This window comes from Acidimicrobiales bacterium, from assembly GCA_036378675.1.
GTDB lineage: Bacteria > Actinomycetota > Acidimicrobiia > Acidimicrobiales > Palsa-688 > DASUWA01.
This window is the reverse complement of the sequence record DASUWA010000046.1, coordinates 14,737-32,053: the sequence shown is the minus strand read 5'-3', so window position 1 is coordinate 32,053 and position 17,317 is coordinate 14,737. Positions and strand designations below refer to the sequence as shown.

General features: G+C 65.3%; 15 protein-coding genes. 6 read left to right on the top strand and 9 right to left on the bottom strand.

Annotated features, from left to right (window positions below; all coding sequences use genetic code 11):
- Positions 1-46 precede the first annotated feature (46 nt).
- From VFZ97_14885 to VFZ97_14860, 6 genes are read right to left on the bottom strand one after another with little or no spacing between them, the layout of a single operon-like run.
- The gene (locus tag VFZ97_14885; protein HEX6394719.1) at positions 47-799 is read right to left on the bottom strand and encodes an ABC transporter ATP-binding protein; all 753 of its coding nucleotides are present in this window, start codon (positions 797-799) and stop codon (positions 47-49) included.
- Positions 796-1,383 carry a hypothetical protein gene (locus tag VFZ97_14880; GenBank protein ID HEX6394718.1) on the bottom strand — a complete coding sequence of 196 codons (588 nt, stop codon included), beginning with the start codon at positions 1,381-1,383 and terminating at the stop codon, positions 796-798. Before VFZ97_14880 ends, VFZ97_14885 begins: the two co-directional genes overlap by 4 nt.
- On the bottom strand, positions 1,380-2,807 hold the full coding sequence (locus VFZ97_14875) for a hypothetical protein (protein ID HEX6394717.1): 1,428 nt from the start codon (positions 2,805-2,807) through the stop codon (positions 1,380-1,382). The genes VFZ97_14880 and VFZ97_14875 overlap by 4 nt, the downstream gene beginning before the upstream one ends.
- Positions 2,804-3,595, bottom strand: a complete 792-nt coding sequence (locus VFZ97_14870; GenBank protein ID HEX6394716.1) for an ABC transporter ATP-binding protein — start codon at positions 3,593-3,595, stop codon at positions 2,804-2,806. Before VFZ97_14870 ends, VFZ97_14875 begins: the two co-directional genes overlap by 4 nt.
- On the bottom strand, positions 3,582-5,462 hold the full coding sequence (locus tag VFZ97_14865; GenBank protein HEX6394715.1) for an ABC transporter permease: 1,881 nt from the start codon (positions 5,460-5,462) through the stop codon (positions 3,582-3,584). Before VFZ97_14865 ends, VFZ97_14870 begins: the two co-directional genes overlap by 14 nt.
- Positions 5,463-5,467: 5 nt before the next feature.
- Positions 5,468-7,003 (bottom strand): ABC transporter substrate-binding protein, encoded by a 1,536-nt coding sequence (locus tag VFZ97_14860; protein ID HEX6394714.1) that lies wholly within the window; start codon positions 7,001-7,003, stop codon positions 5,468-5,470.
- Between the two features lie 219 nt (positions 7,004-7,222).
- Between VFZ97_14860 and VFZ97_14855 the strand changes: the two genes are divergently transcribed.
- Together VFZ97_14855 and VFZ97_14850 are read left to right on the top strand one after the other, a co-directional pair.
- Positions 7,223-8,458, top strand: coding sequence for a cytochrome P450 (locus VFZ97_14855; protein ID HEX6394713.1), 1,236 nt, complete (start codon positions 7,223-7,225; stop codon positions 8,456-8,458).
- A 7-nt stretch (positions 8,459-8,465) separates the two neighbouring features.
- On the top strand, positions 8,466-9,095 hold the full coding sequence (locus tag VFZ97_14850) for a TetR family transcriptional regulator (GenBank protein ID HEX6394712.1): 630 nt from the start codon (positions 8,466-8,468) through the stop codon (positions 9,093-9,095).
- On the opposite strand, the gene VFZ97_14845 is transcribed toward VFZ97_14850, so the two are convergent.
- Complete coding sequence (locus tag VFZ97_14845) at positions 9,082-10,119, bottom strand: LLM class F420-dependent oxidoreductase (protein HEX6394711.1); 1,038 nt, start codon at positions 10,117-10,119, stop codon at positions 9,082-9,084. The two genes, VFZ97_14850 and VFZ97_14845, sit on opposite strands and share 14 nt — an antisense overlap.
- A 65-nt stretch (positions 10,120-10,184) precedes the next feature.
- Between VFZ97_14845 and VFZ97_14840 the strand changes: the two genes are divergently transcribed.
- The 4 genes from VFZ97_14840 to VFZ97_14825 are packed head-to-tail and all read left to right on the top strand — an operon-like array spanning position 10,185 to position 13,391.
- A complete protein-coding gene (locus tag VFZ97_14840) occupies positions 10,185-10,625 on the top strand; it encodes an OB-fold domain-containing protein (GenBank protein ID HEX6394710.1) in 441 nt (146 codons plus the stop codon).
- Positions 10,622-11,185 (top strand): Zn-ribbon domain-containing OB-fold protein, encoded by a 564-nt coding sequence (locus tag VFZ97_14835; protein HEX6394709.1) that lies wholly within the window; start codon positions 10,622-10,624, stop codon positions 11,183-11,185. The genes VFZ97_14840 and VFZ97_14835 overlap by 4 nt, the downstream gene beginning before the upstream one ends.
- Complete coding sequence (locus tag VFZ97_14830) at positions 11,185-12,243, top strand: lipid-transfer protein (protein HEX6394708.1); 1,059 nt, start codon at positions 11,185-11,187, stop codon at positions 12,241-12,243. Before VFZ97_14835 ends, VFZ97_14830 begins: the two co-directional genes overlap by 1 nt.
- Positions 12,243-13,391 carry a thiolase domain-containing protein gene (locus VFZ97_14825; protein ID HEX6394707.1) on the top strand — a complete coding sequence of 383 codons (1,149 nt, stop codon included), beginning with the start codon at positions 12,243-12,245 and terminating at the stop codon, positions 13,389-13,391. The genes VFZ97_14830 and VFZ97_14825 overlap by 1 nt, the downstream gene beginning before the upstream one ends.
- 14 nt (positions 13,392-13,405) lie before the next feature.
- Here VFZ97_14825 and VFZ97_14820 read toward each other — a convergent pair whose 3' ends face one another.
- Positions 13,406-16,447 (bottom strand): glycoside hydrolase family 38 C-terminal domain-containing protein, encoded by a 3,042-nt coding sequence (locus VFZ97_14820; GenBank protein ID HEX6394706.1) that lies wholly within the window; start codon positions 16,445-16,447, stop codon positions 13,406-13,408.
- Positions 16,448-16,458: 11 nt separating this feature from the next.
- Entirely contained in the window at positions 16,459-17,301 is an 843-nt protein-coding gene (locus VFZ97_14815) for a thioesterase family protein (protein ID HEX6394705.1), read from the bottom strand.
- Between the last annotated feature and the right edge of the window lie 16 nt (positions 17,302-17,317).

Genomic DNA, 17,317 nt, shown 5'->3' with positions numbered 1-17,317 from the left:
ATAACACTGGCTCGCTCGGACGGGCGAGGAGTCGGAGACGCGAGTGCTACGCCCCGGCCGCGGGCAGCTCGACGCCGGCTTCCACCCCCAGATAGGCCGCCTTCACCCGTTCGTCGGCCTGGACCTGGCCGGGGCTTCCCACCGCAAGTATTGAACCGAAATCCAGGACATGAATCGTCGAGCAGACCGACATGACCAGATCTATGTCGTGCTCCACGAGAAGGACGCCGAGACCCTCGGACGCAAGATCGCGAAGGAGCCGACCGAAGTCCTCGGACTCCGACTCGTCCAAACCGGACGACGGTTCGTCGAGAAGAAGAAGCCTGGGTTGCGTCGCCAAAGCTCGTCCGAGCTCAACGAGCCGGGCGAGCCCGGTCGGAAGAGAGTCGACTTGCTCGTCGGCGACGTTGCGAATGCCCACCCGTTCGAGGATCTGCTCGGCTACTTCCTTCGGGTCATAGCGCGTCCGCGTCCAGGAGCGGTGCACCTCGGCGGCGACGAGGATGTTGTCACGTGCGGTGAGGGAACCGAACACTTCCAGGCGTTGAAATGTCCGTGCGATACCGAGACGGGCGCGCTGGTAGGCCCGCCTGGTCCCGATGTCCTGGCCGCCGAGCAGGACCTGCCCCCGGTCGGCCTCCTGTAGGCCACAAATGACGTTGAAGAGCGTGGTCTTGCCCGCGCCGTTGGGTCCGATCAGGCCGGTGACGGTGCCCTCCTCGGCTGCAAGGCTCACGCCCTGCAACGCCTTGACGCCGCCGAAGTGCACGTCGACGTCTCTGACCTCCAGAAGCGTCACTGGAACATCGCGTCTTGCTCGAGCGGGCGGCAGATCCCGCACGCCTTGAGCCCATCGGCCTCCGTCACCGTTCTGACACCGTCCTTGCCCACGACGGCGACGCAGTTCGGCCGGTGCATCATCGATCCGTTCGCGGTCGCAACCAGACCGGTCGCGACCGGGGTTCGGACATCCGCGACGGCTGCCCCATTAGACGGAGTCAGTCCGGCGCGGATCGCCGCAGTGAGCTCCTCGATGCTTTCCCGCAAAAGAGTCAGGTTCTCACGATCGACGTCGCTTCGCGCGCGGTTCTCTTTGACCATCACCGCCTGCCAGTGCCCGAAATAGAGGAAGCCGCCCAGGAAGATCAGTCCCAGACCGGTCAGGCCTCCGGAGACGAGGTAGGGGATCTGGCCCGCCACCAGGACGGTTCTCGACGTCCCGATCCACGCCACGAGGATGCACGCAAGCCCGGCGAGAACAAGCGCCGCGCCCACCGCGAACAGCCACTGCTCGCCGTTCAGGCGGAACCTGCCAGCCCGCCCGAGCACCTTGAGCAGCCGGGCCTCGCGCTCCCTCGGTGCTTCGGTTGCTATCGCAGTCATGGAGAACTCCCTCCACCGTCTCTGAGGCGTCTTGGATTCGGGCATCCCGCGGCACCGGCAGCGGTCGATGACGCCATCAGAGCGGGCACCCTGGTCAGACCGACCGCCCCCAGCAACCCCGCCAATGCAATGAGAATGATCCATCCCACACCGAGGCCACCCGGTAGCGACGCCGAAGCAAGGGTGGCGGTGGGCGGGTTCACCTGCGACCGGGTCGGGGGCGCGATCTGAGGCTGCGAGCTGAGCGCCGGCGTGGCGTTCGTCGGCAACGAGAGCTGCGGTGCCGCGGCCGTTCCGGTGTCAGGCGAGGTAGCCGGTGTTGCTGCTGGGGTGAATGAGCCTGTGTTGTCAGAGCTCGCGTTCGCACTCGAAAGACCGCCCTGGAAGGCGCTCGATGCGGCTGTCATCGACACCGCGGCACCGCCGACGCTCGCAGTAAAGCTGTTGTGACTCGAATCGCCCGGCGGCGCCCAGTAGAAGAGAAGGGAGGAAGCGTCGAAATAGTCGACCTGGCCGATGGTCACCTTCGACGGAACGGTCGAGTAGATCTGCATACCGGCCTGCTGAAGCGCCGAGTTCACCGCATCTTGTACCGGGGGCGCAGCGGGGCTTCCGGGTTGGCCTAGGTGCACTCCTGACCCGTCGACATAGGCGCTTTGACCAGCGATGGTCATGTTGTGGATAAGAGTGGATCCGGTCATTTGGGGTTGCGCTCCGTTGTCGGAAGTCCCCTGCGCGCTAGAGGTAAGCGAACCGATCGTGATCAGACCACCGTCGATGCTGATTCCTGACGCCGCCGACTGGGCGGTCGCCGTCAGAGCTCCGGTCGAGGAGTCGAAGTGAATCGTGCTCGCCGACGTCGAAGCTCCAACCGTCCCGGCGGCCCCGAGCCCGCCGCCGCCGAGAGACGAGTTCGCCGCGGCGTACTGGTCGCCCGGTACCGGCGGCTGCACCGTGGCGGACATCGTGGTGCCGGTGGGCGCGCTCGTGTTCTGCTGGGTCTGGGGTGTCCCACTCGTCGCTTCGGCGCGGACCGGGTCGTTGAGTGCTGTAAGGCTGCTGTTGCCGGTCAGTACCTCGACGAGTGTTCCCGCGTTGCCCGCCGCAGCGCCTGGCCAGACGACCGACGCGAGTGCATGCTGCCCTGCAGGATCCAGTGAGGCGAAGCTGTAACCCCAGTCGCCTTCGCCTTCCGGGTGGAAGGTGGCGTTCGGCTCGTCCTCGGTTATCTGCAGGATCGGTGCCTGGACGCTCACCAGGTAGCTGAGCACCGCTGAACCGGCCCCAGGGCTCGTTTGACCGAACGCGGGCCCTCCGGCACCGATGAAACCGGCAGCACCGACGGCGAGCGCCCCTGCGATCGATGCGGTCGCAAGTCTGCGCAGCTTCGCCGCGGGAGCGATCCGCCTGACGTGATGGGTCATCCGGCCACCCCCAGGTATGCCTCGGTCAAGGCTCCCGCGACGTCGGCAGGCTCGCCGAACACCTCGATCCGTCCTTGCCGCATGACTGCGGCGTAGTCCGCCACCTTCATGGCGGCCGCCGCGAACTGCTCGACGAGAAGTATCGCTATGCCCGATCGTGCAAGGTCGGCGACCTTCTCGTAGAGCTCGGACACGATTATGGGTGCCAAGCCCATCGAGATTTCGTCCAGGAGCAGCAATGCAGGCTCGGACACGAACGCTCTGCACATCGACAGCATTTGCCGCTCTCCGCCCGACAAGGTGCCGGCGAGCTGGTTGCTCCTCTCGGCCAGCCTTGGGAACGTCGTGTACGCGGAATGCTCGATCCAGTCCATAGTGGCCGTGCCGGCGTGGCTGAACACCCTGAGGTTCTCCCGAACCGTCAGGTTCGGGAACGTGCCGCGGCCTTCGGGGATGCTGCATACCCCCGCCTTGGCGAACACGTACGGGGCGACTCCGTTCACGTGGAGCCCGGACACGTGGACGCACCCGGCAGTCGGCCTTACGAATCCGGAAGCGACGTTGAGGAGCGTCGTCTTGCCCGCGCCGTTGGGGCCCATCAACGCGAGCACAGAGCCCCGGGGAACGGTCAGGTTCACTCCGTGAAGGACCTCGACGCGTCCGTAGCCGGCGCGAAGGCCGATGACCTCGAGGGCTGGCTCGGCCGGGTCGGAATCTGTCGGTCGCCCGACGTCGGTCTCCCGGTCGATGTCGCGACGGTCAGGGTGGGTGAGGTCAGTCGAAGACAAGTCGTCCCTCCCCTGCCTCGGGCATCTCGGCGACACTCGCCGGCCGGCGTGCGCCCAGTAACCGTATGCGGTCCCAGGCGATGCCTATCTGGCCGGCGAATCCTCCGGGGTTGAGCCCCACGAAGACGGCGCCGACGCCGACAAGCAGAAGCTGGAACTCCGGGATATGAACGTACTTGGCGATTTCGGGCGAGAAGGCGTAGAACATCGCCGCGGCGAACGCCCCGCCAACGGTGTTGATGCCTGCGAGGGTGATCAGCAACAGAAGCAAAAGGCTGACGAGCCCGATAAAGTCGCTTGGCCCAACCTCTTTCTGCCAGCCCCCGTAGAGAGCACCGCCGATGCCGGCGATCGCCGCTGCGAGCGTGAAGACCGCGAGCTTGGTCGCGGTCAGGTTCATGCCGATCGCGGCAGACGCCGCCTCGCTGTCGTTCAGCGCGGCCAGGCGCCGCCCGAACGACCCGCGTTTGAGTGCAAGGACACCGACAGCTAGCGCCGCGAAGATCACCGAGACCTCGATGAGGAAACCTTTTTGGGACTTCTGCCATACCCGGCCGACATCGAGGATGCCACCGTAACCGAGGACCTTGTTGAAGAAGAGCGAGTCCATCGCGTACGCGAAGGAGAGAGTCGCGAGTGCGAGGTAGAGGCCGCGCAACCGAAGTGCCACGAAAGCGAGAAGCGCGCCCACCGATGCCGGTAACGCCGCGGCGGCGAGCAGCCCGAACACCGAATCTCCACCGAAGACATTTCCCATGGCGAAGGCGCCGAACCCGGCCAGCGTCATCTGGCAGAGCGAAACCTGACCGCCGTAGCCAGTAAGGAGAACCAGCGAGAGCAGGACCACGCCAACAACTACGCCCTCTCCGTAGTTGAGAAGAGATCCGGCCGAAAGCACGTTGGACAGGACGATCGTCACGCCGACGAAGCCGACGCCCAGGGCAATCGACGGCCAGAGACCCATGTCAGTCCGCTTCCGGGTAGCAGCTGGCCGTGCGGTCTGGAGGCGGTCCTGGCGCAATAGGAGCAACGCCAGGAACAGAACGATCATGGGGAGGACAGGATTCAGGTTCGACAGCAGAGTGGGGGGCAGGTATCCCACCGCGTACGACTGGATGAGGCCCAGAAGCATCGCGCCGGCGACGGTCAGGGGGAGGCTTTTCATCCGGCCGACGACGGCGGCGGCGTACCCCGTAATGACCAGGAACGTGAGGTTGAACTGGTCAAGATATTGAAGCGGGGCGATGAGGATCCCGGCGAGAGCCGCCAGGGATGCTCCGAGTGCCCAGCTGAGCTGCGCGCTTCTCACCGGGTTGGCGCCGGCGCGGGCGGTGAGGTCCTTGTCGTCGACCACTGCGCGCATGGTGAGGCCTACCCGCGTCCGGTTGAAGACGAACCAAGCCACCGCGACGAAGATGGATGCGGCGAAGACAAAGAGCTCGAAGTAGGTGACCGCGACGCCGAACAGGTGCACTGTTCCGGTTCCGAGGAGATCGGGCAGACGGCGGGTCACCTGCGTCGACCAAAGCGCGTCCGCCGCGCCAAGGATGCCGAGCAGGAGCCCGAGTGTCACCACGAGGCTGAGACCCAAGGAAGCTCCGTAAAGAGGTCGGATGGCGATCCTCTCGACGAGCAAGCCTCCAAAGGGCGCGATCACGAACAGCACGAGCAACAAAGACAGAACCATAGGAACGTGCCAGGCGACTGCGAGCTGCCAGTAAGTGAAGGTCATGAACATGCCCATCGCCCCTTGGGCGAAGTTGAACACGCCGGACGTCACATAGGTCACAACCAGACCCGATGCCGCGAGTGAATACAGACACCCGTAAACCAAGCCCTCTATGCCGAAGGTGAAGATCTGGTTCATCGCGATCAGCCTGCGAAGTAGCCGTCGCAGCGGAAGCCGGTCGGTGGGTCGTCCATCTTCACGTACTGGCCGCCTTGGATCTGGAACAGGTTGTAGCAGTTGGACGGTTTCTTAGCGCTGATGTTCGCGGTGGTCGTCATGCCGTTGTCGTTGTAAGTGGAGGTCGCTGCCAGCGCCGCGAGCACCGCCTTCTGAGTCAAGTGCGGACCGACCTGCTGGAGGATGTGGACGAACAAAGCAGCGTTCGCCCACGAGTAGGTGGAGAACAGATCGGGCTGGAAGCCGGGAAATGCGGTATGCATCCAGTGCAAGTAGGTGGCGACTTCAGGGACGGTGGGGTCGTTGAGGAAAGCCGCGGTCGCCAGATATTCGTACTGGCCTTGGGTCGCAGACGCTCCTCCTCCGTTCTGGATGTATCCGCCCGAATAGCAGACGACGCAGACCCATACCTCCGGCTTGTATCCCTGCTGCGCTGCTTCCTGAGAGAAGATGGCCGCGTCCGGGGCGTTCACCGACGAGAGAATGACCATCTTGATGTTCTGCGACTTCATCCGGAGAACGTCGGCGCTGAAGTTGGACTGGGCCGGGGGGAAGTCGTCTTCGTACTGGATCTGATAGCCGATGGTCTGGATCGCAGCCTTCAGATGCTGCCAGGCCGCGACCGCGGCCGCCTGGTTACCGACGATCGTTCCAACCGACGTGATCGCGTCCGGGTACTTCTGTTTCAGATACAGGTACGGCCCCAGATAGAACTGCTGGTCGTAGGGCGCCATCGAATATGCATTCGGAAGACCGGCCATCTGCGGATTCAGGTACGTCTGCACCATCGGCACGTTGGAATGGCCGGACATGATCTGGGCGCCGCAGTTGTCGTCGAGTGACCAGCTGCCCACGAAACCGAAGACGCCGCCGACCAGGTTCTGGTAGTCAGCCTCGTTCTGGCTGCATTGAAGCCCGTCATCGGAAGTGACCAGCTTGAGCTGCCGCCCGTAGACGCCGCCCTGGCTGTTCACGTAGTTGAAGTACGCCTGAGTCCCGTACGGACCGCCCTGGAACAGGCCGGGGACCGGTCCGCCCAGGTCGGAGATATTGCCCACTGTGATGCTCGTCGCGGTCACCCCAACGTCGGTCGCCCCACCGTTTCCTCCCGCTGGCGCCGCACTTCCCGCGCCGCCCGCCCCACCGGCGTTGGCCGCGGAGCCCACCGCGAGCCCGGGCCCGCCCGATCCCCCCGGGCCGGAAGAACCGAGAGTCGTCGATGGGCCGGCGGTGACGGAGCCGTTCTCGCCGGAGGCGGTGCCATTTGCGGACAGCCCTCCGGAGCCGCCGCCGAATCCAGACTGACCGCCACCCTTCCCGAGCGCGGCGTCCATCGCTGAGCGCTCCTGGGCGTTGGGGACCCTGAGGCCGCACCCCGCAAGGCCGAGGCCGGCGACGACGGCTGCGGCAACGAGCACCCGCCCAGCCTTCGCGCGTGAACCGGCGGCCGCGAGCAACCCGGCGGCCCGCCGGTCGTTACGTGCATCCCAAGGCTTCGGCATGGAGTCCCCCCGGACGGTTAGCGATGCCAATTGCCGCGAGGACGCGGCCAAAACGTCCTTTTGGTCTCTTTGGTCTCTTCTTCGCTACTCGCTACAAACCTCCTTTTCCACCCCCGGGTGCCGCTCAGCGGAACAATCCCGAGGTTGTGCCAGCGGAAACGCGATGGTATGAATCAGAACGCGTTCCAGCTACGTCTGGGGAGGGATCCAATGGCCGATGTGCGCACGACCGAACTCATGGCGGAGATCAACCTGCTCGACCGGGATCGCTTCACCGAAGGCATCCCGCATGAATGGTTCACCCACCTGCGTGCGAACGCTCCGATCTTCCGCCACCCCGAGCCGGCTGGCCCCGGCTTCTGGGTCTTCACCAAGTACGACGACGTCGTCGCCATCGGCAGGGATGCCAAGCACTTCTCGTCGGAACAGGCCCGCGGGGGCGTGGTCGGGCTCGAGGAACCAGAGGTCGAAGCGGAGTGGGTAGGCGAGGGCGGGAACCTGATGCTGACAATGGATCCGCCGGCCCACACCCGGTACCGCCGGCTGGTCAACCGTGGGTTCACCCCGAAGATGATCGGGATGTTGGAGCCTCACATCCGGGATATGACGGCAAGGATTGTGGAGGACGCGATAAAGCGTGGTGAGGTCGACTTCGTCGTCGACGTTGCCTCGGAGCTTCCCCTGCAGGTGATCGCGGAGCTGATGGGGGTACCGCTCGAAGAACGGCACAAGGTCTTCGACTGGTCGAACCGGATGATCGGCAGCGAGGACCCTGAGTACGCCGTCTCCCAGGAGAAGGTTCAAGAGGCCCAGATCGAGATGTTCATGTACGCGCAGCAGCTCGCCGACCGGCGCCGGGAGGAGCCGCGCGAAGACATCATCACCAAGCTCCTGTCGGCGGACGTCGATGGCGACCAACTCAGCGCGCTGGACTTCAACCTCTTCTTCCTGCTGCTTGCGGTCGCGGGAAACGAGACCACCCGCAACGCCATCTCCCATGGGATGAACGCTTTCCTTGAAAATCCGGAGCAGTACGCGCTGCTCCAAGCCAAGCCGGAGCTGATCGACACAGCGGTCGAGGAGATCCTCCGTTGGGCATCCCCGGTGATGTACTTCAGGCGGAACGTGACCGCCGACCTCGACTACAAGGGACACCAGCTGAAAGCGGGCGAGAAGGTTGGCATCTGGTACGTGTCCGCCAATAGAGACGAGGACGTGTTCTCCGATCCGTTCTCCTTCGACATCGCCAGGCAGCCCAACGATCACATCGCTTTCGGAGGCGGAGGTCCCCACCACTGCCTCGGGGCGAATCTGGCCCGGATGGAAATCAAGCTCCTGTTCGAGGAGCTGACATCAAGGGTCCGGTCGGTAGAGGCCGTCGGTACACCGTCGCGGCTGCGGTCGAACTTCATCGGCGGCATCAAGCACCTGCCGGTGAGTCTGGTCGCCGCCTGACACGATGATGAGCGAGGCGACCGCCCTCGAAGACACCACGCTGACAGCGGTCGACGGCTCGCCATTGTCGCCGAAGTCCGTTGCGCGCCGCCAACGGATAGTCGAGACCGCGATCGAGCTCGGGACCGAGGGCGGCTACGACGCCGTTCACATGAGAGAGGTAGCCGAGCGCTCCGATGTCGCGCTGGCGACCGTGTACCGATACTTCGAGTCGAAGGACCACCTGATATCTGCGGCGATCTCCGAGTGGACGGCACAGCTCGAGGCGAGGCTCGCCCGGGTGCCTGCACGCGGTGACTCTCCCGAGGAGAGGCTCGTCGACGTCCTCCGCAGAGCATCCCGGGCGATCGAACGACGCCCGTTGCTCGCAGAGGCGCTCGTCCGCGCCCTGAGCAGCCCCGACCCGGGTGTCGCGGCCGCAGCCGCGAAGGTGCGCGGCCAGATCAAGTCGATATCCGCACCGATTCTCGACGACCTGTCCCCCGATCAGCTCGAAGGAGTCATCGCGGTCCTAAGCCACGTGTGGAACTCGGCGTTGATGATCTGGGCCAACGGCCAGGCGCCGATCTCGAGCGTCGGGAATGAGTTGGAACGGGCGGCCAGGCTGCTCCTCGGCGGCGAAGTCAGCCGAGGATGACCTCGGCGATGGTCCGCATGTCCTCGAGGTTCTGAGGACCGACGACCAGCGTGGTGACACCGGCTTCCTCCCATGTCTGAAGCTCGTCCCTGATCTGCTCCTTGGTTCCGACCAGGGAGATGTCAGCCACCATCTGGAGAGGCACCGCGGCGATCGCCTCATGGCGCTTGCCTTCGAAGAAGAGATCCTGGATCTGGTCGGCTTCCTTCTCGTAGCCCATCCGACCGAACACGTTCTTGTGGAAGTTCATCTCCTTGGCCCCCATGCCCCCGATGTAGAACCCGAGTATGGGCTTCATCGACTCGAGCACCTTGTCGCGCTCGTCGGTCACCACCACCGAGCAATTGCTCGCGATCTCGAATTCTTCGGGCTTGCGGCGCGCTCCAGGCCGGGCGAAACCCTCGCCCAGCCAGGACCGGTACATGTCGCCGACTTTCGGGGAGTAGTAGATCGGCAGCCAGCCGTCGCCGATCTCAGCCGTCAATGCGACGTTCTTCGGACCCTCAGCCCCAAGGAGGATCGGTACGTCCGGACGAAGCGGGTGGGTGATGGGCTTGAGCGGCTTGCCCAGACCCAAGGATCCGGGGCCGGCGTAAGGAAGCGGGAAATGCGGCCCGGGGCTGCTGACCGGCGCTTCCCTCGCCAGCACCTGGCGGATTATGTCGACGTACTCCCGAGTACGCGCGAGAGGTTTGGAAAAAGGCTGCCCGTACCACCCCTCGACCACCTGAGGGCCCGACAACCCGAGTCCAAGTGTCAAGCGGCCCCCCGACAGGTGATCGATGGTCAGAGCGTGCATGGCGGTGGACGTCGGCGTCCGCGCCGATATCTGAACGATCGACGTCCCGAGCCGGATCCTCGAGGTAGACGCACCCCACCACGCCAGGGGGCTGAACGCGTCGGAACCCCAAGCCTCCGCTGTGAAAACGATGTCGAAGCCCAGCTTCTCCGCCTCGATAACCCGCTCCAGCGCGTTGGATGGGGGTTGTGCCTGCCAGTAACCGAGCTGCAAGCCGAGCTTCATGCGGCACACCATAGTGACCCGCGGGCTACCTTGCCCCTAGAACTAGAATGTGTTCTGATTTTAGGGTGACCGAGCTAAGAACCACTGAAACCAAGCTCGAGTTCCCCTACAGCCGGACTCTCGGGCCAGTGATGGGACCTTTCCTTTTGGGACTTCGGAAGGGGAAGCTTCTGGGAATCAAGTCGTCGGATGGGCGGGTGCTTGTCCCGCCGGTCGAGTACGACCCTGATACCGGGGACGCTTTGGGTCCCGACTTGGTGCCCGTGGGACCCGGGGGAACCGTCGAAGCTTGGACCTGGGTCGACGACCCGAGCCCGAAGCACCCGATTCAGCGCCCATTTGCGTTTGCGCTTGTGAAACCGGACGGCGCCGATACGGCTCTCGCGTCACCGGTTGATGCGGGATCGATCGATGCGATGGCGACGGGCATGCGGGTTCAAGCCCGTTTCAGCGAAGAGCCTCACGGCCTGATCACCGACCTGTCATGGGAGCCTGCCAAGTCATGAGCGACACCAAGACTTCCGCCGAAGGCGCGCCCAAGGAGGACCTGGTGATGGAGCATCTCGTCTCCCTCACCTACCACGAGCGCCTCACCCCGAATCTGAACCGGTTCGTCGACAACCTTCTCGAGGCCAGGATCATCGGGCACAAATGCCCAAGCTGCGGGCGGGTCTACGTCCCTGGAAAGGGCTACTGCCCGCTCTGCGTCGTCGCCACTGGCGACGAGGACGAGGTGGAGATCGTCGATCGGGGCACGGTCACCGGATTCACGATCATCACGCCCGTCGCCTACTACGGGCAGAAGGCGACCGAGCCGTTCGTGTACGCGTCGGTCCTCCTCGACGGTGCGGACACTCCGCTCGGCGGCCAGGACATCGTCGGCATCCCCCACGAGGAGATCCGCATGGGTTTGAGGGTGAAGGCGGTGTGGAAGCCGCGCGAGGAGCGGACCGCGGAGGGCATCTCCAATCGCGGTTGGGGGGGCATCGCGGGCGTCGTGGAAGCATTCGAGCCAACGGGTGAACCGGACGCCACCGAAGCCGTTTACAAGGAGCACATCTTCTGATGCCGGGTTCAGACATCGCCATCGTCGGTTACGCCCAAACGCCGTCTGTTCGCGACGCAGACGAAAGCGAGGTGCAGCTTCTCGTCCCCACTGTCACGGCCGCCATCTCGATGGCCGGCATCGACCGTCGGGAGATCGGGTTCACCTGCGCAGGCAGCTGCGACTACCTGACCGGCGGACCCTTCGCGTTCGTCTCCAATCTCGAAGCCGCTGGTGCTTGGCCACCCATCTCCGAGTCCCACGTGGAAGCCGACGGTGCCTGGGCCATGTACGAGGCCTGGCTGCGGTTGCTCGAAGGCGACATAGACGTCGCACTCGCGTTCGGATCCGGCAAGTCGTCTCCCTCGAACCCGGCCGAGGTGTGGGCGCAGCAACTCGATCCGTACTACCTCTCCCCGCTCGGACTCGACCCGGTCTCGCTGGCCGGCATCCAGGCGCGAGCCGTCCTCGACGCGGGCAAGGCGACCGAGCGGGATTTCGCCGAGGTAGTGGCTACGAGCCGTCACAACGCCAAGTCCAACCCGAACGCCCAGCTGTCCGGCGACGTCGACGTGGACAAGCTGCTCGCAGAGCCCTACTACCGCGCTCCCCTGCGCAAGCATGACCTGCCGCCGATCTCGGACGGGGCGGTTGCAGTAGTCCTGGCCCGCGCCGATCGCGCCCGACAGCTTGCCGAAAGGCCGGCGTGGATAACGGGTATCGACCACCGGATCGAACCGCATCTCCCGGGACTGCGTGACATCACGTCGTCGACGTCAACGACCCTCGCCGCACGGAAGGCGGGATACGACGGAGGACCGCTAGATGTTGTCGAGGTGTCCTCCACGTTCAGCCCGCAAGAGATCGTGATCCGCGACGCTCTCGGCCTCGATGCGGGGTCCAACATCAACCCATCGGGCGGTCCGCTCGCCGGCAACCCGGTGATGGCCGTCGGGCTGGTCCGCATCGTCGAAGCGGCCGCGAGAATCATGAACGGCTCCGCGCGCAGGGCCCTCGCCCACGCCACCGGGGGGCCCTTGCTGCAACACAATCTGGTCTGTGTCCTGGAGGGAAAGTGATGGCGGAACGTTGCGCGGTAATCGGGATCGGTCAGACCAACTTCAAGAAGCGCCGCGACGACGTATCGATAGCCGGCCTATTGCGGGAGGCGATCGACCGGGCCCTCGCCGACGCCGAGCTCAGCCTGAAGGACATCGACGCGGTCGTAATCGGCAAGGCTCCCGACGCCTTCGAAGGCATCGTCATGCCGGAGCTGTTCCTCGCCGCCGCGATCGGCGCGACGGGGAAGCCGCTGCTCAGGGTCCACACAGCCGGCTCGGTCGGCGGATCGACGTTCATCGTCGGCGCCCACCACGTCATCACCGGCATACACGGCACCGTCCTGGCGGTGTCGTGGGAGAAGCAGTCCGAGGGCAACGCCCAGTGGGGCCTTGCGGGCGGACGATCCGGCGGCATCGGCGCCGGCGGCGCGTTCGCGCCGTGGATGCGCGCGTATATCTACGAGTCGGGTGCCCCGGAGTACATCGGCTGGATGGTCGCGGTGAAGGACCGGCGTAATGCGGCGAAGAATCCCTACGCCCACCTGAAGATGCCCGACCTCACCCTCGAACAGGTCAAGGAATCACCGATGCTCTGGGACCCGATCCGGTTCCAGGAGTCGTGCCCCTCATCCGACGGAGCGTGCGCGGTCATCCTGACCAACGAGGCAGGCGCACGGCGCGCCCCCCGAAAGCCGGCGTGGATACACGCGCTGTCGGTGCGAAGCGAGCTCGGGCAGTTTCCGGGCCGCAATCCGGTCCGCCCTCAGGCAGGTGTCGAGTGCGCGCACGACGTCTACCGCCAAGCCGGCATCACCGACCCGCGCAGCCAGATCGACATGGCCGAGCTCTACGTTCCGTTCAGCTGGTACGAGCCGATGTGGCTCGAGGGCCACGACATCGCTGGCCCCGGCGAGGGCTGGAAGATGGTCGACAGCGGAGACACCGACCTCGGGGGTTCGTTCCCCGTCAACCCGTCAGGCGGGGTCCTGTCGACCAACGCGATCGGCGCGTCCGGCATGGTCCGCTTCGCCGAGGCGGCTCTGCAGGTCCGTGGTCTCGCCGGCGAGCACCAGGTCGACAACGTGCGCACGGCACTTGCGCAGGCTTACGGCGGGGCGGCGCAGTACTTCGCCATGGGAGTGCTGAGGGACCAACCGCCGAACTAGAGCTGCGAAACTGCTCAGCCGGGAACCCCGGCTGCGGAGAAACGCAGGCTCACGAGCTCGAACGGACGAAGCCTGAGCAGGACAGCCGAACCGCCGGCGCCGGACCCGCCGGCGCCCCGCTCACCAGCGGACTCGACCCGCCTCTCGTTGTGTTCCAGGAGATCCGTCCGCCAAACAGGCCCGTGCGGCAGGTTCAACCTGATCTGAACCGGGCCTCTGGATCCGTGTACCTCGCAGATGCGAACGATGATCCCGTTGCCGTCGTCGGCCCACTTCACCGCCTCGACGCTCACGCCGCGACGATCGGTCTCTACCAGCCGGCCGTCGCCGTCGGCCGCGCCTCGGCGCAGCGTCAAGGGCAGGTTGAACCACTCGGCCTCCTCGACGACGCCCGCGTCGCGAAGATCGCCGGCGTGAGGGAGCAAGGCGTAGCCAAAACGGTGTGTCCCGCGATCGGCGCGAGGGTCCGGGTAGCCGGGCGCGCGCAACAGGGATAGCCGCATCACGTTTCCGCGAATGTCGTAGCCGTACTTGGAGTCGTTGATCAGTGCGACTCCGTACCCGGGCTCGCTCAGATCTGCCCAGCGGTGGGCGCAGACCTCGAAGCGCGCCGCGTCCCAGCTGGTGTTCTCGACAGTGGCCCGCTCTATGTGCCCGTGCTGGATCTCGTAGGTGGCGCGGTTGGAACGGACCGCGACAGGGAACGCGACCTTCAGAAAACGATGGTTCTCGTGCCAGTCGACTTCGGTGTGGAACTCCACCCGCCGTGATCCTGCGACGAGGCTCATCGTCTGGGAGATGGTCGAATCTCCGAACCGCCTGACCACCCGCACCGCGCCGCGCAAAGGTCCGAGTTCGACGACTTCGACGCTCTCGGTGCACGTGAGATCGGTCTTGCTCTCCAAATAATCGCGGTCAACATCCCACGCGTCGAAGGCTCGGGGGTGATCCTCGTGGATCTGGAAAACGTTCCCGCGCTCCCCCTCCTCAAGGACCTCGCGCTCCGCTTTCCGGTCCCATATCGAGGTGAGCAACCCATAGGAGTCCCAGGTCACGCGGAGGAATGCGTTTTCGATCCATCCGTCACCGGCTCGTGCCCGACCGAAGCCGCTCTTGGCCAGGACATCGGAAACGTCGTCTGCCGCCGCTGGGTTGACGGCCGCCCAGCCGCATCCCGGGACACGCGCGACCGCCGCTGTGCCGTCGCAGTCGACAAGTTCGACACGATCGTACGAAGACGGGTTGAACCCCACCCAACCGTCGCTCGTAGGGACGATCTGCCGGTGCGCCTCCTCGATAACCTCACCGGTCACGCGGTTCAGTTCGGCGTAGTCCGCCCTCGCATCTTCGTACACCCAGGCGATGCTCGATCCGGGGATGATGTCGTGGAACTGGTTGAACAGCAGGAGCTTCCACGCAAGCTCCAGCTCCTCGTCGCGATGGACGCCCGCCGCGACCGACCACATTTCGGCTGCGCGGAGCGCTTCCTCGCCCCGGCGGTTGCCGACCTTGACATCGGCATGCGTGGTCAACGTTCCGCGATGAGCCTCCAGGTAGAGCTCCCCCACCCAGGTCGCCAGATGCGAGGTATCGACGGAATCCTGAAAGTCGGCAACGCTTCCGATCGAGACCCTGGGAAGACCTTCGAGGTCGCCCGTCCGGGCGGCCCGTTGCAGCATCGTCGCCGTCGGGCCACCCCCTCCGTCTCCGTACCCGAACGGATACAGGCTGGAGTCGAAACGCTGGCGGTCAAGATCGTTGTCGCGGCTGGCCAGGAGCTCCCGGACGGTGAACTCGCCGTTGTAGGTGTTCGCCGGGGGGAAGTGAGCCAGTATCCGGGTGCCGTCGTGTCCCTCCCACCAGAAGGTCGAATGTGGGAACCGATTCGTGTCGTTCCAGCTCATCTTCTGGGTGATGATCGCCGACATGCCAGCCTGGCTCGCTATCTGTGGCAAAGCGGCGCTGTACCCGAAGACGTCCGGGATCCACAGTTCGTGGCTCTCCACCTCGAACTCATCGCGGAAGAACCGCTTTCCGAAGACCAGCTGGCGGACCAATGATTCGCCGGACGGAACGTTTGAGTCCGATTCGACCCACATACCGCCGACCGGCTCCCACCGTCCCTTACCCACCTGATCCTTGATCTGTGCGTAGATCTCGGGGTAGCCGTCCTTCATCCATTTGTACTGCGCCGCTTGGCTGCAGACGAAATGGTGCTCGGGATACCGCTCGAGCAGCCTCAGCTGGTTGGAGAACGTCCTGGCGCATTTCCGCTTGGTCTCCCGGACCGGCCAGAGCCACGCAGAGTCGATGTGCGCATGACCGACCGCAACAACCCGGTGCGAGCAAGAAGAGCGCTCTGACGACGCCGGCAGCAGCGCGTCACGTGCCCCCCCGACCGACCCGGCGACGTCGTCCGGATCGAGCTCCGAACACGCGCGGACCAGCGCGGCGAGCACCTCCTCCCTGCGGGCGACGGGTACAGCGTCCGCCTTCGCCAGCTGCAACAGAACCCCCATGTCGGTATGGAGAGCCTCGACGTTCCGGTCGGCGTCCGCCACGTCTGCTTCCTGAAGCACGTAAAGGGGCGGCCCGCCGTAGTCCGGGCCCATCTCCGACCAGTCCTTGAGATCCCAGCGCGGGATCGGGTTCGCCGCAGCCTCGACGTACAGCAGCACTTCGCCGCCCTTTGTCCGGTTTGCAAGGACGATCTCGCGGTGACGGTGATGGACGCCCTGGAACGGCCGGCCCTCCTCGTCGTGGACGAGGCCCTCGGCGCTGAACCCGACGACTTCGCTGCCCCCGAGATGGATCAGCGCCACCGGGTTCTCCCAACCAGATGGAACCGACGCCCGAAAACGGAACCACGTCGTGTCCCACATCCCGCCCCACCGGTCCCCCACGTTGAAAGGAGCGAACCCTCGTCGAAGGGCCTCGCTCACGGCGATGGGCTCGGAATGGAGGTGTAGGGCCGCGACTTCCATCGGCGTGCGCCTCGCATAAATCGCCGGCGCCACCACGTCACGCCGGATGCGCTCGACCGCGGTGACATCCACCGCGAGAGAAGCTACTCGGACCGGTAGGTGAACAGCATCAATTGAGTCGCGTACGCGACCAGCTCGCCGTCCTCGTCCCAGAGCGTGCTCTCGGCCGAAGCCCAACCGTCTCCAGCCCAGCGGGCTCGATCGTGCGCCAGCATCCAGGTGGTCCTAAGCGGAGAGAAGTAGTGGAAGGTGAGGTCAGCGCTCGGCGCGAACCATTGAGGGCCTTCGCGGCCGATCCGCTCGCCCACGCAGCCCGGCATGCGGTCAGCCAGAGTGAAGACGCCGAGAGGGTCGATCGAGCCATCTTCGAGGATGGGCGGGTCGTCGAACCGCAGCCAGGTGGCGACGTCAGAAGTGTCGGGCTCGTATTCCTCCCACGGTGCATGCCCGAGCGCCGCCCGCCCCTCGACCTTGTCCCAGAATGGGGTCGGCTCGAACGTCTCGACCCCGGGAGGCGGCGGATCGCGATACGAAGGGCAGTCGAGCGGCGGCGGGACTTTCGGTGGTTCGACGTCGACGAAATGGGGACCAGGCCGTCGCCCGCCGAAGACCGCTACGACGGTCGCGCCGGTCGCTGCTCCCTCATTGCGGATCGTCGCTGACAGTTGGGTCGCCGACCGGCCGCGGCGCAGGACCGTCACGTCGATTTCCAGGTTCCCGGCAGAAACCTGGCCGGCGAACACGGTGGTGCAGGTGCGGAGCAGCTGCGACGGATCGTGTACCTCTAGCCCCGCCGCGCGCAACGCGAACGACGCGATGATTCCACCCTGAGGCAGCGGCATCAGGTCCCAGCTGTGATCGAGAGTCGCCCGGTACCTGTTGTCGCTCAGGCGCTCGACCTGGATGTCGTGGGCGAAGGTCCCCATCGCCCCGAGGTTGCCC